This is a genomic window from Methylobacillus flagellatus KT, from assembly GCF_000013705.1.
Taxonomy (GTDB): Bacteria; Pseudomonadota; Gammaproteobacteria; order Burkholderiales; family Methylophilaceae; genus Methylobacillus; species Methylobacillus flagellatus.
Map to the genome: position 1 here is coordinate 1,517,462 of NC_007947.1, position 22,938 is coordinate 1,540,399.

Sequence of the window (22,938 nt, forward strand, 5' to 3'; positions counted from 1 at the left end):
TTATTTATGTGAAAATCCAAGCGTCGGCACTTGAAGTGCCGGTGCTTGTCCCCATTGATGTATAAAGCAGCCGGCGTGTTGCCGTGCTGCTGACAACATTGAAAGTTTCCTCATGACAGAACAAACATTACCGGTTTTCTCTCCAGAGTCTGGCTTGCTGCCATTATTGCCACTGCGCGATGTGGTGGTATACCCGCATCTAGTCATTCCCTTGTTTGTTGGCCGCGAAAAATCGGTAAAGGCGCTGGAGCTCGCTTCTGAACAGGATAAACAGATACTGTTGGTGGCGCAGAAATCTCCCAACAAGGATGAGCCTGATGCTGAGGATCTTTATGAGGTAGGCACGGTGGCAACCGTACTGCAGATGCTCAAACTGCCAGATGGCACAGTCAAGGTGCTGGTCGAAGGCTTGCACAGGGTCAAAGTACTGGAGTTCGTCGAAACCCAGGAATGCTTTGCTGCCCGGACGGAAAAGATCGAAAGCGCCGCAAGCGACGACAGCCAGACCCAGGCGCTGATGCGTACGGTGTTCACGCAGTTTGACCAGTACGTCAAGCTGAACAAGAAAATTCCCCCTGAAATCCTGACTTCACTGGCCACCATAGATGACGCGGGGCGCCTTGCCGACACCATCACTGCACATTTGACGCTGAAGCTCGAGGAAAAGCAGAAAATCCTGGAAATGTTCAATGTGTCTGAACGGCTGGAGCATTTGCTGGGGCTGCTTGAGTCCGAAATCGATATTCTGCAGGTGGAAAAACGCATCCGCGGCCGAGTCAAGCGCCAGATGGAGAAGAGCCAGCGTGAGTATTACCTGAATGAACAGGTGAAGGCCATCCAGAAGGAGCTGGGCGAGCAGGACGAGAATGCTGACATAGAAGAGCTGGAGAAGCGGATCGCCGATGCGCGTATGCCCAAGGACGCGCTTGCTAAAGCCAACGCCGAACTCAAGAAGCTCAAGATGATGTCGCCCATGTCGGCTGAAGCTACCGTGGTGCGCAATTATATCGAGACCCTGGTCAGCCTGCCGTGGAAGAAGAAGACCAAGATCAGCCGCGATCTTGGCACGGCAGAGGATATTTTGAATGCTGACCATTACGGCCTGGAAAAGGTCAAGGAAAGAATTGTCGAGTACTTGGCCGTTCAGCAGCGCGTGGATAAGCTCAAGGCTCCTATCCTTTGCCTGGTCGGGCCTCCCGGGGTGGGCAAGACCTCCCTGGGCCAAAGTATTGCCAAGGCAGTCAACCGCAAATTCGTCCGGGTGGCATTGGGCGGCGTGCGTGACGAATCCGAAATCCGCGGCCATCGTCGCACCTATATAGGCTCCATGCCCGGCAAGATCCTGCAGAGCATGGCCAAGGTAGGCGTCAAGAATCCGTTGTTCCTGCTGGATGAAGTTGACAAAATGGGCCAGGATTTCCGAGGCGACCCTTCTTCTGCCTTGCTGGAGGTGCTGGATCCTGAGCAAAACCATACTTTCGTCGACCACTATGTCGAAGTGGAGTACGACCTGTCCGACGTCATGTTCGTCGCGACGGCCAACTCCCTGAATATCCCAGGCCCATTGCTTGACCGCATGGAAGTGATCCGCTTGGCCGGGTATACCGAAGATGAAAAGGTCAATATTGCGATGCGCTATCTCTTGCCCAAGCAATTGAAGACCCACGGCCTGAAGGAAAGCGAGATCAGCATCTCCGAAGCAACCATAAGGGATGTGGTCAGGTACTATACCCGTGAAGCCGGGGTTCGCGGCCTGGATCGCGAGATTTCCAAGATCTGCCGCAAGGTGGTCAAGGAAATCCTGACCTCCAAGCCGAAAGCGGGCGCAGCTTCGCGCAAAGTGACCGTTACTCCGAAGAACCTGGAAAAATACCTGGGCGTGCAACGCTTCGATTATGGCGTGGCGGCGAAGGAAAATCAGGTCGGGCAAGTGACAGGCCTGGCCTGGACTGAGGTGGGTGGCGAGCTGCTGACGATCGAGTCGGTCTTGCTTCCTGGCAAGGGCAAAGTGATTACGACCGGCAAGCTTGGCGAGGTCATGCAGGAATCCATCCAGGCTGCAATGAGCGTTGTGCGCAGCCGGGCCAAACGATTGGGCTTCCCGGATGATTTCCATGAGAAGCACGACATCCATATTCACTTGCCGGAAGGTGCCACGCCAAAGGATGGCCCAAGTGCTGGCATTGCCATTTCAACGGCGCTGGTATCGGTACTGAGCAATATCCCGGTTCGTTCCGATGTTGCCATGACGGGTGAAATCACCTTGCGCGGCGAGGTGCTGCCGATCGGTGGCTTGAAGGAGAAGCTTCTGGCTGCGCACCGCGGTGGAATCAAGACGGTCCTGATTCCAGAGCAGAATGTCAAGGATCTGAGTGATATCCCAGCCAATATCAAGAACCATCTTGATATCCATCCTGTGAAATGGATTGACGAAGTCTTGCAGTTGGCACTTGAGCGCATGCCCGAATCAGCCGATGCCGAGGTCGCCGTGGCAGGGGTGGAGTCCAAAGACAAAACGGCCAAATCGTCCTCAGTCACCAAGCATTGATACCCAGTAGCACTGCAGGCGCGGGAAAGGCTTGACATAGCCTTTTTCCGCTTGCTATAAAGCAGGGCACAGGGTCTTTTCGCACCTGTTCTTAAACAACGTCGAAAGGGGATTTACATGGCAAACAAGTCTGAATTGATTGAGCAAATCGCTAAATCAGCTGGGCTGTCCAAAGCTGCTGCTGGTCGTGCTCTAGATGCTACAACTGCTGCAATTACCAAATCGTTGAAAAAGGGCGAGCTCGTTACCCTGATCGGCTTCGGTACTTTCTATGTTGGCAAGCGTGCTGCGCGCAATGGTCGTAATCCCCGCACCGGCGCCACGATCAAGATTAAGGCTGCAAATTCCCCCAAATTTAGGGCTGGCAAAGCACTCAAAGATGCTGTAAACTAGCGGTCTTCGTTGGTTGAGACGGGTGCTTAGCTCAGTTGGTAGAGCGTCGCCCTTACAAGGCGAATGTCGGCGGTTCGACCCCGTCAGCACCCACCATCAATCAGCTTCAAAGTCGTTGGTTCTAAATAAAGCAACGCGAAGTCAAGGAGCGGTAGTTCAGTTGGTTAGAATACCGGCCTGTCACGCCGGGGGTCGCGGGTTCGAGCCCCGTCCGCTCCGCCAGAAAAAGCGAACCGCTTGGTTCGCTTTTTTTATTTTCGCCGTTGTTTATTCCTGATATAGCCAAATTGTTCTTTCTGTTGCTCTTTCTGGGCCTGCCTTGCTTTCTGCATGTGTGGTATATTCAAAGGTTATGTTTACAAGTCAGTCTTGGTTGGGCTGATCATTTCAAAAGATTGAAGATAAAGAAGGCATATTGTTATGTTGGAAGCAATTCGTAATCGTTCCAAAGGGTGGCTGGCCAAAGTCATTCTTGCCGCCATTACCATCCCCTTTGCATTGGTCGGCGTTGATAGCTATCTGCGGGATGCGGGTTCAAGCGTTGCTGTTGCCAAGGTGGATGGAGAATCAATTACGGTACAGGAATACAGTAATGCCTTGCAAAACCTGCGCAACCGCCTACAAAGCGAGGGCAAGGTGGACCAGGCTGTCATCGACGGCCCTGAACTGAAGCAGGCAGTGATTGACCATCTCGTCGAAGGCAGGCTATTGGCCAATGAGGTCAAGCGTGCAAAATTCGTTGTGAGCGACGAGCAGCTTTCCCACTACATTATGCAAGAGGAGTCCTTCCACCAGGACGGACAGTTTTCTCAGGCGTTATATGACCAATTCCTGGCAGAGCGCCGCCGGACGCCATCTCAATTTGAGAACGAGGTGCGCACTGACCTGTTGACGATGCAGGCGCGCGAAGGTCTGTCCGCATTAGCTTTCGTACCCAACGGCGTTGCCAACAATGCCATCAAAGTCGCACACCAGTCGCGAGAGGTCAGCATCGCAGAGTTCAGGACCGCTGACTACTTGTCCCAGGTGAAGGTGACTGAAGACGAGGTCAATGCTTATTACAAGGAGCATCAGGACAAGTTCAAGGTGCCCGAGCAAGTCAAGCTCGAATTCGTACTGTTGTCGGCAAATGCCTTGATTCCCAGCCAGCAGGTCACGGAAGAGGAAGCCCGGGAATATTATGCCCAGAACGCAGCACAGTTCCAGGGGGACGAGCAGCGGCGTGCGAGCCACATCCTGATCGGTTTTGGCGTCAGCCCCACGCCAGAGACAAAGCAGAAAGCCAAAGAAAAAGCCGAGGAAGTGCTGGCCTTGGTGAAAAAGAATCCAGAGCGCTTTGAACAGCTCGCCCACCAATATTCACAAGACCCCGGTTCAAAAGACAAGGGTGGCGATCTCGGCTTGTTCGGTCCCGGCACCATGGTCAAGCCATTCGAGGATGCGGTGTTCTCCATGAAGCCAGGCACTATCAGCGATCTGGTTGAAACCGATTTCGGCTATCACATCATCAAGCTGACCGAAATTCACGGTAGCGGCCAATCATTTGAAGACGTACAAGGCCAAATCCGCGCAGAGCTGATGTACCAGAAAGCTCTGGCTCAGTTCTCCGAACAGGCTGAGAATTTCAGCAACATGGTATATGAACAGGCAGACAGCCTGGAACCTGTGGCCAAGGAATTCGGCTTGCAAGTACAGACCAGTGGCTGGCTGAGCCGCGCGGATGGCGCCAAATTCTTCAAGAACGATAAATTGATGAATCTTGTCTTCAGCGACGAAGTATTGAAGGACAGGCGCAATACCGAGGCCGTTGAGGTCTCCCCGAACAACCTGATCTCAGCCAGGGTCGTGGAACATAAGCCTGCGGCTGCGCGCGCTTTCGAAGAGGTAAAGGCTGGGATCGAGGATTTTCTGAAGCACGAGAAAGCCGCCAACTTGGCGCGTGAAAAGGGTGAGGCAGCGCTTGCCGAGCTACGCGCAGGCAAGGCGGTGTCTCTCAATTGGACAGAGCCTGTGACCGTGGACCGTTACAACCCGAATACTCTGACTGAATTGTCGGTATCTACCGCCTTCAAGGCAGATGCTTCCAAACTGCCAGCTTATAACGGTGTGGCAGACCGTAACGGTTACCTGATCGCCAAGGTTCACGCTGTCAAGTTCGCCGTGGAAAGCGAAGAGGACCAACGGGCTGCCAAGGCACAATTGCAGGCCGCATTGGCTGCAGAGTACAGGCGTGCTTATATCAATTCGCTGAAGCAGAAAGCCAAGGTGACCATCAACACGCAGTTGCTGGATACTGAATAGACCGGCCCTTGATTCTCTAATCAATACTGCAAAATAAAAAAGCTCCAATAGGAGCTTTTTTATTTGTGACGCTGTGGCATTTATATCCGGCCAGTCAGCAGCAGGATGATGAGGATCAGGACAATCAGGCCCAGGCCTCCGCTCGGACCATAGCCCCAGCTTTTGCTATAACCCCAGCTAGGCAGGGCTCCAATAAGCAGCAGAACCAGAATAATCAATAAGATGGTAGTAGCAGACATATGTTTCCCTCCAGTGAGTTGAGTCCATATCAACAATAATTCATGATCAATTGTTCTCGGCACTTGCCTCACCAAAGACAAGGCCAGACGACGATTGCCCGCTTATCACGCTAGGCCATGCTGGCGCTGCCATACCTGCTGTCTCCAGCAAGGGTCCAGGTATGTCAGGCACAAGGAACAGACTGTGATAAAGGATGTGCTTCCAGTCATCGCTTGGACCTGGAGATTCAATTGTTTTCCTTTAGGAAAAATCCATCGGGCGGTGGTGCGATCTTTTGGTCTTCATGATCCTCGGTTTCATCTTCATCAATGATTTCTGGCTGGACGTCAGGTTCATCAGGCTCGACAGGATTGTACGGCTCCTCAGGCTCCGGCTTGACTGGCTTATCTGCTGCATGGATGCGGCTGGCCTCCTTCAAGGACTTGATGGCTTGCTCCTCGTTGCCCTTGTCCTGGGAGTCTTGCAGCTTGTTGCCGGCAGGGTGGTGTGTATTCTCTGCAGCACTCATCGGGGCACTCCTTTTTATTCGGTGGAGCGGGCACTATACGTTGCTAGGCCTCACGGTCCGTATCAGCCAAGCACGCTTGCTGATGTAAGAAACGGATACGGGAAACAGGCTCATTGCTTCGTGTCGACCGCAAGCGTTGCCCACGGCAGCCTGGAGAACAGGTCACGCACCAGGATCTGCCCGGCGTAGACATGGTACGGCTGTCCGGAAATGACGTTGTACGCTTCTGTGTTCAGTCTGTCGGGAAGATGGACAATCGTGTCTTGCCATGCATCTGCGGAAATGAGCAGGCGCTGCCGCTCCGGCATGAGAGGAGCTGTCAGCCGAGGTACGACCACGATCAGTGCATGGGAGCCCTCTGTCCGCATAAACGCGAGGAGATGGGCTGCACGCGCACCGCTCACTTTCAATGGCTGGTAGTCACCACAGTTGAACAGGGCGGCATGTTGTCTGCGAAATTGCAGCAATTGCTGGATGAAATGCTGTTTGATGCCGCCATTCTGCCAATTGGTGATTTTCTCGTCCAAGGCCACCTTGGTCGCCAAGAGCTGTTCCCTCGGCTCATACTCCACAGGGGAGCGGTTGTCGGGGTCCAGCAGACTGAAATCCCAGATTTCCGTTCCCTGGTAAAGATCCGGAATGCCTGGCGTGGTCATGCGCAGTATGGTCTGGGACAAGCTATTCACTGCGCCAATCGTTGATATTTCCTGGACAAAAGAATATGCGGACTGCAGGAAGGGCAGGCTGTGCTCGGGATCAAGGATATGGAAGAGCAAGTCGCTGCATGCATTCTCGTATTCTTCGTTGGCCTGCATCCACCCCGAGAGGCGCTTGGCCTCGCGTATGCTCTTGATCAGCCATCGGTTCAGGCGTTCTGCATAGGCTTTCAGCCCTTCATCGTCGTCGATCTGCAGATGGTAAGGCCAGGCGCCGATGAGCGTCTGGTAGAGCATGATTTCATGCTGGGGACGGGGCGCGCTATAGCTGGCGGCGAGGTTTTCCTCCGGGAAAATGTTCTGGTGGAAACGCGCATTCATGACAAACCATTCTTGCAGCAATGACTCCCATCGTTGCGGTACCTGGCTCAGTGCGGCAATGCGCATGCGTGTATCCTCGCCGCGCTTGTGGTCATGCGTGGCCGTGGCCAGCATGGTGGCGGGGAAGCGCTCCCGGCGCTGGATACAGGCCTGGTGAAAGTCTTCGGTGGAAAGCGAAAAGATGTCCGGATTGCTGCCCACTTCGTTGCGCGACAACAAGCGCCCGAAACGATAAAACGCGGTATCTTCCATGGATTTTGCGCATAGTGCAGGCATGAGTTGCTGGAAGCGTGTCATGGCGCGTCGTGACAGGTCTGCCAGCGCACTGCCTGGGTCGGCCACGACCAGCTCAGCGCTCAGCCAGCCCAGTATGATGTCTACCAGGGGCTTGTCCACCAGGCCCAGCGTGCGACGCGCCTGGCAGGCGGTCTGCTCGAGCATCTCGCGGTCAATGGGGGCGGGGCCGGTATCCTCCACGTAACTGCGATAGGCGGGAAAATGCGCAAGGATTTCCATGAGCGCCCGCTTGATGGCCGCCAGGGAATAATCCCGTGTGCGGATTTCGGCGCGTGCAATGCGGTGGATGGCGATAGCCGCGGCATTGAACTCGCCGACTAGATTTTCCGACAGCAGCTGGTAGCGGGCACTGCGCACATGGCGGGCAAAGTCGTATTGGTCGCCGGTATATCTCTGCCAGCATTCAGTCAGCGGCCGCGCGCCGCGCGGGTCGTGCAGGACCGCGCTGACCTGATCCATGAATTCATAGCCGGTCGTGCCATCAAGGTTCCAGTCGCTACGCAGCCATTCCCCGGGGGCGAGGATTTTTTCGGCAATGATGTAGGGAGGATGCTGCAAGTGCTTGGGCCTGTGCCTCGACAAGCGTTGCAGGCGCTGCCGTAGTTTGTTGCAATACTTCTGCGGATGGGCCAGGCCGTCTATGTGGTCAAGCCGCACGCCATCGACCAACCCTTCACGGTACAGGCTGAATAGGAGCGCGTGCGTGGCCTCGAACACTTCGTCCAGCTCCGCGCGGATACCTGCCAGCTCGCTGACTTCGAAGAACCTGCGCCAATTGATTTCATCAGCAGCATTGATCCACCAGGTGAGGCGGTAATGCTGCCGCTCCAACAATGCATGAAGCTGCATGCGGCGCTCGCTGTTGTCTTGGTTGTAGTAGGCCAATGCAGACTCGAGCGCGGCATTGCCTGTAGGCACGCTTGCCAGCTCCTGCAGCATGTGCCTGGCTTGCGCAGCCTTCTTCTCCAGTGCGGGATAGGGCTGCTGCCGGTCCAGGGCATCCAGGCACGCTATCAATGGCGCTAGCAGCTTGTTGTCGGCGCGACGCAGGATCTCCGGATAGTCGAACGGCGACACCGGGAATCGGTTGTTGAAATAGTCTACGACGATTTGCCCTGTATCCTGGACATAAGCCAGCTTCAGTTCTCCCTTGTTCAGTACGTCGCCATAAGGCTCTCCCAGGAAAGGGGCCAGCACTTTGTTATGCAGGGCAGGGTCGGGGGAGTGCCAGTCGATGTCGAACCAGGTCGCGTAAGGACTGACCTGGCCCCATTCGAATATATGCTGCCACCATGGATTTTCCGCCCCGCCTATGCCCATGTGATTGGGTACGATATCCATGATCAGCCCCATGCCTGCATCGCGCAGTCCCTCGACCAGGCGCCTGAAACCTGCTTCGCCTCCGAGCTTCGCATCGATCTGGGTGGGGTCGACGATATCGTAACCGTGGGTAGAGCTGCTGCGGGCAGTCAGGAGAGGAGACGCATAGATGTGGCTGATGCCCAGTTTGGCAAAATAGGGGATGCGCGCCAATGCGTCTTCGAACGTAAAGCCTTGGTGGAATTGCAGGCGGATGGTGGCGGTGATGTCTGTTCTGGGCATGATGCACCTATGCTTGGGGATGTTCCAGGCAAACGAAAATGCTGCAGGCCGGCATTTCTCCAGCCTGCAGGGCTGCGTGCGCATTGCCGTGGTCCAGCAATATCTGCGCAGGCCCGGATACCAATTGATCCAGGTGCCGGGCGGCATTCACTGCACCCAGGTTGGCGGCGATGGTCAGCATGTCCCCATTTTCCAGCTGCCACTGGGCATGGACGGCATGAGTTCCGAAAGCGGCATATCTCAGCGCGCGGCAATGCCCAAGATGCGGCAACAGGTGCTCATGGCGCAGATGCAGCAAGTGCGTGACCCATGCTCGCCATGCCGCCTGCGCCTTGGTCTGGCGGTCGCGGGGAATGGATTGCTCGAAGCTGGATTCGGCATTGGGATCCGGAAGGCGCTCAACAAGCGAGGTGTCCTGGAACTGGGGAAAAACAGCAAACTCGGCCCTGCGGCCTTCGCGAACGGCATGGGTCAATCCGGGGTCGCTGTGGCTGGTAAAGTAGAGGAAGGGCTCCGTTGCGCCGAACTCCTCCCCCATGAATAGCATAGGCACCTGGGGACTCAGCAGCAACAGGGCCGTGGCCACCTTGAGCGCTGGTTCCGGAACCAGCGTGATCAGCCGCTCGCCGAAAGCGCGGTTGCCGATCTGGTCGTGATTCTGCAGGAACAGGACAAAGCTGGACGGTGGCATCTCGCTGCTGGGCTCGCCGCGCGGCGAATTGTGGCGATGCGCCGAGATTTCTCCCTGGTAGATGAAGCCTTCCCCCAGGCAGCGAGCCAGTTGCTCGATGGTGTTGTCCGCGTAGTCGGAGTAATAGCCGCCGGTTTCGCCGGTCAGCAATACATGCAGGGCATGGTGGCCGTCGTCGTTCCACTGGGCGTCATAGCCATTCTGCAGCAGCGTGACCGAATTGTGGTCGTTTTCCGCGATCAAATGGATATGGCGCTTGCCGTGGAACTCGGTGCGTATGCGTCCGGCAATACTCACCAGGAACGCCGGGTCCCAGATGGCATGGCAGGCATCGAAGCGCAGCCCATCGAACTGGAACTCCTCCAGCCAATAGAGTGCGTTCTCGCCATAGAACTCGATGACCTCCTGCTGGGCGAAATCGATGGCGTCCCCCCATGGCGTCTGGTGCTCATGGCAGAAGAACTGGGGCGCGTAATGGGCAAGGTAGTTGCCCTCCGGGCCGAAATGGTTGTACACCACGTCGAGATAGATGCTGAGACCCAGGCCGTGCGCCTCATCCACCAGTGTCTTGAGCTGGTCGGGCGAGCCATAGCTGAACTGCGGGGCGAACTGCAGCACCCCGTCGTATCCCCAATTGCGCTCGCCGGGGAAGCTGGCAATCGGCATCAGCTCGATGGCGGTGAACCCCATGGCGGCCAGTTGCGGCAATTGCGCGCGCAAGCCCTCGAATCCTCCCAGGCAGCCGACGTGGGCTTCATACACGACGGACTCGTGCCATGGCCTGCCTGCCCATCCGGAATGGCGCCAGGTGTAAGCCTGTGGATCTACCACGATGCTGTCGCCGTGCACGCTATCGGCTTGGGCGCGCGACCAGGGGTCGGGCACTGTGAGCTCGTGGCCTTGCTTATTGAGGATACGGTAGCGGTAGCGACTGCCCGCATCCGCGGCAATTTCCCGGCTGAACCAGCCTGGCTTTGCGTCGGCTGCCATTTCATGCTCTTGCAGCGCGGGCGGTTCGTCGTCCGACTGCAACCCAGATAGAACGACCCACACTTTTTCCGCATTCGGCGCCCATATCCTGAACCTGACCTTGCCAGGCTGCACGATATGCGCACCGGCAGGCAGCGAGCGGAAATGTGTGCTCTCTCCCTCAGGCGCATGCGGCTTGGCGTCCGGCTTGTCATCAATGTGCAGTTGCAAGGTCATTGTCTCGTATCCTTAAGGGCAAAGTGAGGCGGAGGGTAGTGGCTCAAGGTTGTTCCGGATTGCCGTCGGCCCGCATTTCATCCAGGAGGCCTAGCAGGCCGCGCATGGGAATGCCGATCCAGGCAGGCCGGTTTGCAGCCTCGTACGCGATTTCATAGATCACTTTTTCCAGCAGGCATAGGTTCAGGATGGCCTGATCCCCGGCAGGCAATTCTTCAGCCAAGACTGGAGCGGAATCAGGCGCTTGAGATGTCGGTGGCAGGTGGGAATGTGCAAAGTAAGCCTGCATGAAGGCGCGCTTCGAGCATCCCTCATAATCGCGCAACAGCCCCTGGCGCCGCTCCGCATGCTCGCCGGCAGGCTTGCCCATGTCGCTTTTCTCGACATGGGCGGCCGCATAGGAGAAAGAGCGCAACAAGCCTGCCACGTCGCGGAACGGATGGTCTTTCTGACGCCGCTGCTCCAGGCTGCGGGCCGGCTCTCCCTCGAAGTCGATGATCATCACGTCGCCGGAAATCATCAGCACCTGGCCCAGATGGAAATCACTATGGATGCGGATGCGGGGTTGACCAACCACGTGCTGCACCAATTCATCGATTGCCTGGAACAACTGTTCCCGGCGCGAACATATCGCCGATGCATGCTGGGCATCCGCATCGCCGGACCATGGTCCGCGGTCAAGCAATGCCAGCACATCGTCCGCTTGTTCATGTAGCTTATCGCGCCAAGTCTCGACCTGCGCGGCGGAAAATATCTCAGGGCTGAAGCTAGGGTTGTCCGTATCCTTTGTCAGTGCAATGTGCAGCTCAGCCAGGCGCTGCCCCAGCATGGCGGCGAAATTAGTCAGCTCCTTGAGCGGGCTGGCGTCGTCCACGGCCAGCGCCTGTTTCATGAGGTCGGCGGAGAGGTTGTCGTGCAATAGGCGATTGAGCCTGTCCAGCGTCCACTGCCATGCATTGCCCTGGTTGTGCACGAATGCCTGCATGATCACCTGGGTATGCGGCATGCCGTCGGCATCGATGAAGGTAACATCGCCCAGCAGGGGCGGGGTGTTGGCATAGCCGACCTTGGCCAGGTGGCGGGCCACCTCAAGTTCCGGATTGATGCCGGGTTGCACGCGCCGCAGCAGCTTCATGACGGCCAGGTCGTTGATGATCAGGGAGCTGTTGGACTGCTCCTGGTCCGTACGCCTGATTTCAAGCTCGGTTTTGAAGTCGACCTGATGCAGCGATGCCGTGCTGTTGAAATGAATGCTGCCTTGTTCGCTGTCCAGCGTGCTATCACTCCTCAGATGGTGGAGCACTGCCCGCACGAAGCCATCGAGCGCGAAAGCGTCGGTGAGGGCACCCACACGCGGGCCCCTGCGTACATTGGCCAGTGCGAGCCTGCGCACCAAGGCTGGCATTTCCTGCTCGTCGGACACCACGCCCATAGGCAGGAAATATTGGTCGGCTCCTGTGGCGGTGGACGTTTCGACCTGCGCTAGCAGGAATGGAGGTTCCGCAGGGTCGATGGCGTCCAATACACCCAGCAAGGTGAGCTGGATTGCCGCCAGGGTATCTTTCTGTTTGCCTGCGTACCAGCGCTGGCAGGGGAGGTAGGCCGGGAGAATGTCCTGTTCCATGGTCCTGCGCAATTGCGGCGCAAACAGGCTGGTCAGTTGCTGGTTCAGCACCAGGGTGAGATATTCCGGCAGGCTGCCGTCCTGCTCGCCTGCGCCATTGAGTGGCTGCCTGTTCTTGGTGAGGCGGAACCAATAAAAATCGTAGGCGCCCAGGGTCAATACGTAAGGCTGCTGCCCGATGCGGGGGAATACTGAGCCCCCCATCATTTCCATCGGGTCGTAGCCGGAGAACTCGGCAAGATCGAGCTCCACCGCCTGCGCAGTGCTCGAGATATTCGCCACGCAGAGGATGATCTGCTCTTCATCGGCGCTCTCGCCGCCCGGGATATGGGTGCGCAGATAGCTCAATATCTTGCGGTTGTTGGGGTAGAGCAAACGCATGCTGCCGCGCCCGAACGCGTGGTACTGCTTGCGTATCGCCAGCAGGCGCCGCATCCAGTTAAGCAGGGAGTGCGGATCGCTGCTTTGGGCCTCCACGTTGATGGCATGGTAGCCGTATTGCGTATCCATGATCGGGGGCAGCACCAGCCGCGCCGGGTCGGCATGGGAAAAGCCGCCGTTGCGGTCCGGGCTCCATTGCATCGGGGTGCGCACGCCGTCGCGGTCGCCCAGGTGGATGTTGTCGCCCATGCCGATTTCGTCGCCATAGTAAATGACCGGAGTGCCCGGCATCGACAGCAGCAGGCTATTGAGCAGTTCCAGGCGCCGCCTGTCGCGCTGTAGCAGCGGCGCCAGCCGGCGGCGGATACCGACATTGAGGCGGGCGCGGCTTTCCGTGGCGTAGAAGTTGAGCATGTAGGCCCGCTCCTTGTCCGTGACCATTTCCAGCGTCAATTCATCGTGGTTGCGCAGGAAAATGGCCCATTGGCAGGTGGGCGGGATTTCCGGCGTCTGCCGCAGGATGTCGCTGATGGGGAACCTGTCCTCCTGCGCCAGCGCCAGGTACATGCGCGGCATCAGCGGGAAATGGAACGCCATGTGGCACTCGTTGCTGCCGTCTCCGAAGTATTCCTGCACGTCCTCCGGCCACATGTTGGCTTCGGCCAGCAGCATGCGGTCCGGATAGTTCTGGTCTATTTCGCTGCGGATGCGCTTGAGGATTTCATGGGTTTCCGGCAGGTTCTCGTTGGAAGTGCCTTCGCGCTCGATCAGGTAGGGCACGGCATCGAGCCTGAGCCCGTCCACGCCGAGGTCCAGCCAGAAACGCATGATGCTGATGATGGCTTTGAATACCCGCGGATTGTCGAAGTTGAGGTCGGGCTGGTGCGAGAAGAAGCGGTGCCAGTAATAAGCGCCCGCCACCGGGTCCCAGGTCCAGTTCGATTTCTCCGTATCGGTGAAGATGATGCGTGTCTGGCTGTAGGCGGTATCCGTGTCCGACCAGACATAGAAATTGCGTGCCGCCGAGCCTGGCTTGGCCCGCCGCGCCCGCTGGAACCAGGGATGCTGGTCGGAGGTGTGGTTGATGATGAGTTCCGTGATGACCCGCAGCTTGCGCTTGTGGGCCTCGACGATGAAGCGCTTGACGTCGAACAGCGTGCCGTAGTCAGGATGGACGCCCTTGTATTCGGCAATATCGTAACCATCGTCGCGGCGCGGCGAAGGGTAGAACGGCAACAGCCAGATGGTGTTGACGCCGAGCTCGACGATATAGTCCAGCTTGCGGATTAAACCGGCGAAATCGCCGATGCCGTCGTTGTTCGCATCGAAAAACGACTTGACGTGCACCTGATAGATGACGGCGTCCTTGTACCACAGAGGGTCATCATTGAAGCGCAGGTCTTTTTCCGCCTTGAGCTTGCCCTGCAGTTGCCGCTTGTTCATTGCACCGGCCCCTTCCTCTGGATTTGCCAGATGGCGTAGGGCATGTCGTGCGGATCCATGCGTAGTTGCTGCCACTTGCCGTGCCAGTCAAAGCGGTAGCCGCGTACCAGATCCTCCACCTCGACGGTATCGTGGTCTTCCAGCCCGAGCAGGTGCAGCGGCAATTCCATGGTGCCTTCCTGCACATGGTGCGGGTCAAGGTTGACGGCTACGACGATCAGGCGCGCATGGGGCAGGGCTGAACCAGGTGCATGCTTGGAGTAGAAGATGACCTGGTCATTATGGAAGGGATGAAAAGCCACCCCCAGATGGGTTTGCAAGGCAGGATACTGACTGCGCAGCCGGTTGAGCGTGGTGATGTCCTCAATGATGTTGCCGGGGCGTTCCCAGTCCCAGGCGCGGATTTCGTATTTTTCCGAATTGCGGAACTCCTCGCTGTTTGGCAGGGCTTCTGCCTCGCACAGCTCGAAGCCGCTGGATATGCCCCATAGTCCGGACAATGTTGCCGCCAGCGCTGCCCTGACCAGAAACCCCGGCCGGCCGGAATGCTGCAGGTAGCGAGGATTGATATCTGGCGTATTGACGAAGAAGTTCGGCCGGAAGAACTCGGTCTGGTCAGGGTCGTTCAATGCCAGCAGGTATTCCGTCAGTTCCTGCTTGGTGTTGCGCCAGGTGAAATAGGTGTATGACTGCGTGAAGCCTATTTTCGCCAAGCGGTTCATCATCTTGGGGTGGGTAAAGGCCTCGGACAGGAAAATCACGTCGGGGTATTCGTCCTGGACCTCGCGGATGACCCATTCCCAGAACGGCAGCGGCTTGGTGTGCGGATTGTCCACCCTGAAGGTATCCACGCCTTCGCTTGCCCACAGCATGAGGATGTCGCGCAAGGCCAGCCACAAATCCGGCACCGCCTGCGGCGCATAGAAGTCGACATTGACGATGTCCTCGTATTTCTTGGGTGGGTTCTCGGCATAGCGGATGCTGCCGTCCGGTCTCCAGTTGAACCATTCCGGGTGCTGGGTGAGCCAGGGATGATCGGGCGCGCACTGGATCGCGAAGTCCAGGACCAGGTTCATCCCCATGTCGGCGAGCTGCGTCTTCAGGCGGCGAAAGTCTTCCCAAGTGCCCAGCTCGGGATGTATCGCCTCATGGCCACCTTCCTCCGCGCCGATCGCATAGGGGCTGCCCGGGTCCCCGGGCTGGGCCTGCAAACTATTGTTGCGGCCCTTGCGGTTGAGACGGCCGATGGGGTGGATGGGGGGGAAGTACAAGGTGTCGAACCCCATGGCGCGAATCGCCGGCAGCCGGCGCATCACGTCATCGAAGGTGCCATGGCGGGACGCGTCTCCGCTTTGCGAGCGGGGAAACATTTCGTACCAGCTCGAAAATGCTGCAGCCTTGCGATCGATGCGCAGCGGAAAGTCGCGGCTGCGCACCACGAAATCGCGGCTATCGACGTGCCGGCTTAATTCGTTGGAAAGCAGGATGCGCAGGCAGTCACGCTGGTTTTCCGCATAGGCGGAGAGCAAGGGGGCCAGGTCGGCAAATGCCGAGGGTTCCAGCCCGGAGGCCAGGTGCTGTGCTTCTCCTGGGGCTTCCAGCGCCTTCACGGCCTCGGCGAGGAATGCTTCCTCCTGCGCATGATCTTGACCAGCCTGCAGCCGCGCCAGCAAGAGCAGGCCTTCCCGTATTTCGAGCGCGACATCGGCTCCAGCCAGGACTTTTTTCAACAATCCGGCCCGGTAGGTCGCGAATTCGTCCCGCCAGGCTTCCACCGCAAACTGGTAAAAGCCGGGAGCGGAGGGCGTGAAGCTTGCGTTCCATCGATGGTTGTCAGCGAGCGTCATGGGCACGACGTGCCATGAAGCGGTATCGCTTTCCCGCCACAGCAGCTGGACTCCCAGCTTGTCATGGGTATCCATGAAAATATCGGCCTCCACTGTCACAGGCCGGCCTACGCAACGCTTGACGGCAAACCTGCCTTCGTCGATGCAGGGGCTTACCCGATCCACCACGATCCGTGGCGCGTCGAGCAGGGCTTGACGTGCCTCGTCCCGCCTGTCAGCGCCGTGGTCGGCATGGGATTGCATTCGTGCGCCTGAGCGCCGCGCCGGTGTCTCCATCGTCAATGATTACCTGTCTGATGTGGTTGCAAAGAGGGTCGTGCGAAACGCATTCCGGCACCAAAAGTGCCTGAACGGTCGGTGCATCATAAGAACGGGGGAGTGCCGCTACCGATCAGTGCGCTACTGATTTAGCTGTAGGATTTCTTTTATGACTTTTTATTTTTTATATAAAAATCATATGGATATGATGGAGGTGCGGATTTTATGCTGTGTTGCAGGCAATCCAAATAAGCGGTTTCATAGGCGAAAGGCTAGCCTCTGCGGCTAGCGTGGTTTCCCCAATGATCGTCACGACAGTACTGGAGGATAGGAAATGAAACATGGCCCGATATGTCTTGCCGCCTTCCTGATGGCGAGCGTCATGGTCGTCGGTGTACAGGCAGATCCCGTTCCCATCGACAACACGAAGCCGCCTTGCGACCGTAATCCTGCTACTGGCAAGCCGAATTGCGAAGTGGATTCGGAGAGCATCAAGGCGCCGCCTACTATGCCCAGGGAGCGTGACAGCGTGATCGTCCCGCCAGAAGTGCCGGCCAAGGGCTTGCCCAATGACCCCGGCGCGCGCAAGCCAGGCAGTGGCGATAGGAATATGCGCAAGCAGCAGTGATGTCACCCTCGATGCCGACAAGCCTATCATCCGTGCGGGAGCTGCCAATGCCATCCAACCAAGCGTCATCTGTTTCTCCTGAAAGTGCCCTGTTCCGTGTGGGGCACAACTGTTGGAAACATTCGCACGCCAGCTACATGGCGCCGGTGATCGATTGCGCCAATTACTACCGTGCCTTGCATGAGGCGATCTGCCGTGCGCAGCATTCAATTTTCATCCTCGGCTGGGATATAGACAGCCGCATTGAGCTCATCCGTGGGAGTGAGGCGGAAGCACGGGCCTGCCCGACGGCCCTGTTCGAGCTGCTGCAATGGAAGGCGCGGCAGACGCCCGACATCCAGGTCTACCTCAACCGCTGGAATTACTCCGTGTTCCTGTCCGCGGAGAGGGAGAGCTTTTCCGAAGCGAAATGGGCATTGAGCGGGGCGGACAACCTGCATTTCATTTTTGACGGCCAATTGCCCCTGGGCGCCAGCCATCACCAGAAGATCGTGGTGATTGACGACGAGGTGGCATTCTGCGGCGGCATGGATGTCGCCATCGCACGTTGGGACAATCGCCACCACCGCCCCCGCAATCCGCATCGCGCAGATCCCGACGGTAGCCTGAAACTGGGGATGGAAAAACGCTTCGACCCTTATCACGATGTCCAGATGCTGGTAGCAGGGCCAGTCGCTGCCGTGCTGGCCCGCCTAGTTCGCTACCGCTGGCATTTTGGCGGCGGCAAGCGTGCTGTCAAGAGGCGTCGCGTCGATCCCAAGGCCTGGCCGCCAAGCTGGCCCGCCTGCATCAAGCCTGTCATGGAGGACGTCAGTGTGGCTGTCTCGCTGACCATGCCACGCTTCCACCGGCAGCCCCAGATCCAGCAGATCGAGCGACTGTATCTCGACATGATCGCCCAGGCAGAATATTTCATCTATATGGAGAACCAGTTCTTCACGCATCGCGGCATTGCGAAGGCGCTCAATCAGCGACTGCGGGAAAACCCCAGGTTGAAGGTGCTGCTCGTTAGTTGTTACGACGCCCAGGGCGTGATGGAGCGCAAAGCGCTGTTCCATGCCAGGTTGATCTTCCGCACAATCGTCGAATCCCATGGTGTGGCCGACCGAGTGGTGCTGGCTTATCCCGCGAGTGCCGAACATGGGGAGGAAGCGCCAGTCCGCATCCATTCCAAGCTCATGGTCGTCGATGACCGCTATCTCCGCATCGGTTCCAGCAACATCAATAACCGCTCCATGGCGCTGGACAGCGAGTGCGATCTCGTCATCGAGGCCAAGAGCGCGCTGCAACGCAAGCAGATAGCCGACATACGCAACGACCTCATTCGCGAGCATACCGGGCTTGAACTGGAAGAAATCGAACGCATCGCACGCCAGGTGGGCGCCCCCGTGGCGGCATTTCTTGCCGAGCTGGAGCACAGCCGCCAGCACTTGCGCAGGATCAATGACGACCAGTATCGCCATGAACGCTTCACCCGGCTGGCACGGCGCTTTGCCGACCCCTCGCGCCCCATCCTGCCGGGTATATTCACTTCTCGCCGGGTATTTGGGGCGAGGCGGCGGCGCATTCCTTTCCGCCTGATTGCCGGCATCGCGCTGGTCGCGGCGGTTGCATTGTCCTGGAAAGTCACGCCGCTTGCGGAATATGCCGATCCGGAGAAGATCATTCCGCTGCTCGAGCAAGTGCAAAATACTGCCTGGGCTTTTCCTGCCGGCCTGGTTGCCTATGTGCTGGGCACGCTGGTCTTCCTGCCCCATATGGTCATGACCGGGACAGTCGTGGTTGTGTTCGCGCCGTTGGAAGCCTTTCTGATTGCCATGCTGGGCTCGCTCATCAGCGTCAGCATCGGCTGGGTGGCGGGACAAGGCCTGGGAGAGCGGTCGTTGCAGGCCATGCTGGGCAGGCATGCGGAAAAAATTTCACAATATGCCCGCAACGGTGGCGTCATGGGCCTGACCCTATTGCGCCTGCTGCCGGTCGCGCCGTTCACGGTGGTCAACCTCGTACTGGGCATGATGAAAGTGCCTTTTGTCACCTTATTGATCGCCACGGCCCTGGGTCTGCTGCCAGGAACCCTGGTATCGGTGTTCATCGGCCAATCCGCCGTGGCCTTGTTCAAGAACCCCGACCCGCACAATGTCATGCTGGTAGGCGCGGGTCTCCTGTTATGGGGGGCGGTGATCGCGGGCGCCCATTTTCTTTCTCGGCATTGGCAGCGCAGGCTGCGTGAGAATAAATGATTCCCCTTCGTTCCAAAGCGACCATGCATGCAAAAGATAAGACTGCTCTGTTTCAATATCCACGGCGGACGCAGCCTGGACGGCAAGCGCGACCTGAGTCGGGTACACGGCCTGATGCAACGGCTGGATATCGATATCGGCGTCTTCCAGGAGATGGAAACCCGCCCGTCGCGCGGTGGGGCGTCCAACGACGTACAGACGCTGGCCGGCCCGGAGCGCCCACACCATTTGATCTGCCCCAGCATGGAGGAAGGGGCGGGCTGGTATGGCAACCTGATCGTCAGCCGCTACCCCATCATCCGCGGCCTGCGGCATAACCTGGAAACCCATCCCAGCCTGGAACCGCGCTATGCGGCCGACGCGCTGGTGCAGCTGCCCTGGGGAAGGCTGAGGGTGATCGGCACCCATCTTTCGCTATCGGTCTTCGAGCGCCGATCCGAGGCGGAAAACCTGCTGCGGTTGATGCAAGCCGTGGAAGAGGAGGAGCGCAGCCCCATCCTGCTCATGGGCGACATCAACGAATGGCAGGTACCTTCCCCGTTGCTGCGCTATCTCAATCGTTGCTTCACGCCGCTGCCCTGCAAGCCTACATTTCCGTCGCTGTGCCCAGTATTCCGCCTGGACCGCGTGTGGCACGATGCCCCCGGCATCAGGGTCACCGCGCACCGCCTGCCGGGGAAGGGGATCAGGAAACTATCCGACCACTTGCCACTGGTGGTTGAACTTGAATACTGATCATGGTCGTGGAAGAAGCAAGGCCTGCCCGTTCCGGGAGGCATGAACGCATCACAAAAGGAGTATGCATGGATGATATCGACTGGCTGCAATGGCCCGCCATGGTGGTCACGATTGCGGCCGCCTGGCTGGTGGGCTCGACCGCCAAACGCAGGCGCAACTGCGGTTTCTGGATGTTTATTCTGAGTAACGTGTTATGGATCGCCTGGGGTTGGCATGCACATGCCTATGCGCTGATCGTGTTGCAAGTCGGGTTGGCAGCCATGAATATCCGCGGCGTGCGCAAGAATACGGCCGCCGAGCGTGAGCCAAGCGTGCCGCCATCCTAAGTGACGGCGCGGTTGCTGCTCAGCTCAGCCACTGGGCCTTGAACATCCTCGTGGCGGCAAGCCCCACTGGATGATGATGCAGGGCAGGGGACATCCAACTCGCCAGGAATTCCATCAAGGCATCCTTGCTCTTGAGTGATGCCAGCTGCTGATTGAATAGGTGCTCTGCGTCGACCTCGGGCACTGGTGCTGGTGCCCCCAGCCGGATGATATTGGACGGTTGCTGGGTGGGGCTGGACGCCTGTTGACGCTTGGCCTGTCGTTTCTGGATGCGCCAGGGTTCTCCCAGGCGCTCGCGCTTGGGCAAATGCTCCAGCGCGTCGCCTGCAATCCAGTCGTACAGCACCTGTTTCTCGTAAGGGCTGAATACTCCGAACATCTGGCCCTGGCCGCCTTCAACCAGTTTCCAGAACCTGGAGTCCTTGGGATCCTGGTGCCGCTTGATCCATCCATGCTCCTGCAGGGCGCGCAACAGGTCAGGCATCTGGTCGCCGTCGGACAGCCACTCCCTGAGGGTGCGCCCGGCAATCCGGCAGTGAGGCTGGTGCATGAACTGGCCGATCGTGGCTTTCTGGCGGAATATCGCCGCCAGCTCTTCCTCCAGGTCGAAGGACGCCATGATGTCGACGGAACCGAGGCCGGCATTATTGAGCTTGGCGCCGTTCACCACGCGCTTCATGAAATCCCGCTCATGCGCGAAATGCGGGAGCAGGGCGCGGACTGCATCCACCGCCTTGACGGCATGACCAGACAAGGCATTGTCGATGGTGATATGCAGGGTGAAGTAATAAGGGTCGATGTTGAGCTCATTCAGCTCTGCCGCGGTGATCAACAAATGCAGCGGCAACTGCTCGTAGGCCAGGTTGAAACCGATGACCTCAGGCAGGAACTGGTCCGTATGCACGGACAAGGCGAGCTGGGTCGCACCCTGCACGAAGTACGCATCATCCAGCGTCTTCCATTGTTCACAGCCATGCGCATGAATCAGCTTGCGGTAAATGGCGACATGGTTGTCTTCCTCGACGCCGTCGCCCAGCTCTTCCAGATAGATGTCGAGCAGGGCATGGAAGCCCGGATCCTTCCAGCGCTGCACCAGGCCGTACAGCCACGCACCATCAACCATCTTGGTGGGGGCCACCGACTTGATGAAATTCAGGGCGTGGGCCTTGCTGGTGAAATAGCGCCTGGGAGCGCCGCGCTTGCGCTCTTCCAAGTATTGCTGGTAGCGCTGGCCTGTTTCCATGCTGCCCTGCACTATCCATTCCTCGAGCTGGTCTATCTCCGAGGGGAAAGGGTCCGGGTCTGCCGCGCAGGCTTCAAGCTGCTGTTGCAGGAATGCGAGCGCACTGGCGTGATAATCCTTCGGCGAGGTGCTGCGCACAGTACCAGGGTTCAACAACCCGAAATACAACTCGCGCGCCGATATGGCGGGCTGGGCGGCATGGTGCAATGAGGTGGAAGGTGCTGTGCTCAACATTGGAAATGGCCATCCTGGAAGCGTAGATAGACTCATTCTCTTTTCCCCATACTCAACGGGTTATCGGTCATCCCCTTAATCTCGTGTCAGACATGGATGACAGGCAAGGCGGATTTATTTTGTTAAGCTGCCACCAGATCAATCGGCCATTCCATGACCATGTACAAGGACTTCACGCCATGACCATTGCCTTCGAACCAATGCCCGGTGCAGCAGAGGAAGCTGCTTCCCTGGTGGCACTGCTGGAATGCCTGCGACAGCAGTCTTATGCATTCACCACGATTTCCCCTGCCAGCCATGCCTTGGTCAACAGCCGTCCCGGTAATCAAACCGCCCGGGACATCCGCGGCGTCTTCGGCTGGAGCAGGCCTTTCGCTCCCGATGTGGTGGGCGAGGCGCTGTTTGCCCTGATGGGGCGGGCGGGCGCCCTGGAACAGGACGGCCATCTGTGGCGCAGTCGTTTCCGGGTCTCCAGCCTGGCGGGGCAGCTTTTCCTGCACTCGGCATTTCCCACGACCCAGGGCGACGCCATCTTTTTCGGGCCTGACACCTACCGTTTTGCCCGTGCCATCGAGCGGCACCTGACGCGGGCACGGGTACGCGTGTACCGCGCAGTGGATATCGGCAGCGGAAGTGGCGCCGGTGCCATCATGCTTGCGCAGCGCCTGCCTCAAGCCGAGGTGTATGGCGTGGATATCAATGACCAGGCCCTGGCCCTGGCTGCCATCAACGGCATTGCCGCAGGCCTGTTCAACCTGCACTGGCTGCATAGTGACCTCTTGCAGGCGCTGGATGGCGAGTTTGACCTCATCATCTCCAATCCGCCATTTCTGGTGGATGCCGCAGGGCGGGCCTATCGTCATGGCGGTGGCCCCCTGGGTGCGGAACTGTCGTTGAACATCGTGGATACCGCGCTGGCGAGGCTTGCCCCGGGAGGCAGTCTGCTGCTGTATACCGGAGTGGCCGTGATGGATGGGCAGGACCTGTTTTTACGGGAAGTGCAAGCCCGGCTGCAGGACCGCGGCTGGCATTACGAATATGAGGAAATGGATCCGGATATTTTCGGGGAGGAGCTGGGCAATCCGGTGTACGCCCATGCCGACCGGATCGCAGCCGTGGTCCTGACGGTGCAACGACCGGGGTAGCGGCCGGG

15 protein-coding genes and 2 tRNA genes are annotated in these 22,938 nt (G+C 58.2%); 10 read left to right on the forward strand and 7 right to left on the reverse strand.

Annotated elements, in window-relative coordinates:
- Positions 1 to 112 precede the first annotated feature (112 nt).
- From lon to MFLA_RS07240, 5 genes are all read left to right on the forward strand, one after another.
- Complete coding sequence (gene lon, locus MFLA_RS07220; RefSeq protein ID WP_011479633.1) at positions 113 to 2,548, forward strand: endopeptidase La; 2,436 nt, start codon at positions 113 to 115, stop codon at positions 2,546 to 2,548.
- A gap of 117 nt (positions 2,549 to 2,665) precedes the next feature.
- Positions 2,666 to 2,941, forward strand: a complete 276-nt coding sequence (locus MFLA_RS07225) for an HU family DNA-binding protein (protein ID WP_011479634.1) — start codon at positions 2,666 to 2,668, stop codon at positions 2,939 to 2,941.
- Between the two features lie 20 nt (positions 2,942 to 2,961).
- Positions 2,962 to 3,037, forward strand: a tRNA-Val gene (locus MFLA_RS07230).
- Positions 3,038 to 3,086: 49 nt separating this feature from the next.
- Positions 3,087 to 3,163: transfer RNA gene (locus MFLA_RS07235), tRNA-Asp, on the forward strand.
- 198 nt (positions 3,164 to 3,361) lie between these two features.
- Positions 3,362 to 5,242: a SurA N-terminal domain-containing protein gene (locus MFLA_RS07240; protein WP_011479635.1), complete on the forward strand. Its 1,881-nt coding sequence runs from the start codon at positions 3,362 to 3,364 to the stop codon at positions 5,240 to 5,242.
- An 80-nt stretch (positions 5,243 to 5,322) separates the two neighbouring features.
- On the opposite strand, the gene MFLA_RS14520 is transcribed toward MFLA_RS07240, so the two are convergent.
- From MFLA_RS14520 to MFLA_RS07265, 6 genes are all read right to left on the reverse strand, one after another.
- Positions 5,323 to 5,481, reverse strand: a complete 159-nt coding sequence (locus MFLA_RS14520; RefSeq protein WP_011479636.1) for a DUF3309 family protein — start codon at positions 5,479 to 5,481, stop codon at positions 5,323 to 5,325.
- Positions 5,482 to 5,708: 227 nt separating this feature from the next.
- On the reverse strand, positions 5,709 to 5,990 hold the full coding sequence (locus MFLA_RS07245; RefSeq protein WP_011479637.1) for a hypothetical protein: 282 nt from the start codon (positions 5,988 to 5,990) through the stop codon (positions 5,709 to 5,711).
- A 110-nt stretch (positions 5,991 to 6,100) separates the two neighbouring features.
- Complete coding sequence (gene treY, locus MFLA_RS07250; RefSeq protein ID WP_011479638.1) at positions 6,101 to 8,926, reverse strand: malto-oligosyltrehalose synthase; 2,826 nt, start codon at positions 8,924 to 8,926, stop codon at positions 6,101 to 6,103.
- 7 nt (positions 8,927 to 8,933) lie between these two features.
- Positions 8,934 to 10,823, reverse strand: a complete 1,890-nt coding sequence (gene treZ, locus MFLA_RS07255) for a malto-oligosyltrehalose trehalohydrolase (RefSeq protein ID WP_011479639.1) — start codon at positions 10,821 to 10,823, stop codon at positions 8,934 to 8,936.
- 43 nt (positions 10,824 to 10,866) lie between these two features.
- Positions 10,867 to 14,271, reverse strand: a complete 3,405-nt coding sequence (treS, locus tag MFLA_RS07260) for a maltose alpha-D-glucosyltransferase (RefSeq protein ID WP_011479640.1) — start codon at positions 14,269 to 14,271, stop codon at positions 10,867 to 10,869.
- The gene (locus MFLA_RS07265; protein ID WP_048811618.1) at positions 14,268 to 16,361 is read right to left on the reverse strand and encodes an alpha-1,4-glucan--maltose-1-phosphate maltosyltransferase; all 2,094 of its coding nucleotides are present in this window, start codon (positions 16,359 to 16,361) and stop codon (positions 14,268 to 14,270) included. The genes treS and MFLA_RS07265 overlap by 4 nt, the downstream gene beginning before the upstream one ends.
- 349 nt (positions 16,362 to 16,710) lie before the next feature.
- On the opposite strand from MFLA_RS07265, the gene MFLA_RS07270 reads away from it, so the two are divergent.
- The 4 genes from MFLA_RS07270 (at position 16,711) to MFLA_RS07285 (ending at position 20,308) form a co-directional block, all read left to right on the forward strand.
- The gene (locus MFLA_RS07270; protein ID WP_011479642.1) at positions 16,711 to 17,004 is read left to right on the forward strand and encodes a hypothetical protein; all 294 of its coding nucleotides are present in this window, start codon (positions 16,711 to 16,713) and stop codon (positions 17,002 to 17,004) included.
- A 47-nt stretch (positions 17,005 to 17,051) separates the two neighbouring features.
- Positions 17,052 to 19,244, forward strand: a complete 2,193-nt coding sequence (locus MFLA_RS07275; protein ID WP_011479643.1) for a VTT domain-containing protein — start codon at positions 17,052 to 17,054, stop codon at positions 19,242 to 19,244.
- A gap of 27 nt (positions 19,245 to 19,271) precedes the next feature.
- Positions 19,272 to 19,979, forward strand: coding sequence for an endonuclease/exonuclease/phosphatase family protein (locus MFLA_RS07280; protein WP_011479644.1), 708 nt, complete (start codon positions 19,272 to 19,274; stop codon positions 19,977 to 19,979).
- 68 nt (positions 19,980 to 20,047) lie between these two features.
- Entirely contained in the window at positions 20,048 to 20,308 is a 261-nt protein-coding gene (locus MFLA_RS07285; RefSeq protein ID WP_011479645.1) for a hypothetical protein, read from the forward strand.
- Positions 20,309 to 20,327: 19 nt separating this feature from the next.
- On the opposite strand, the gene MFLA_RS07290 is transcribed toward MFLA_RS07285, so the two are convergent.
- Positions 20,328 to 21,785: an iron-containing redox enzyme family protein gene (locus MFLA_RS07290; RefSeq protein ID WP_052286273.1), complete on the reverse strand. Its 1,458-nt coding sequence runs from the start codon at positions 21,783 to 21,785 to the stop codon at positions 20,328 to 20,330.
- 179 nt (positions 21,786 to 21,964) lie between these two features.
- On the opposite strand from MFLA_RS07290, the gene MFLA_RS07295 reads away from it, so the two are divergent.
- Positions 21,965 to 22,930, forward strand: a complete 966-nt coding sequence (locus MFLA_RS07295) for a methyltransferase (protein WP_011479647.1) — start codon at positions 21,965 to 21,967, stop codon at positions 22,928 to 22,930.
- Positions 22,931 to 22,938: the final 8 nt, after the last annotated feature.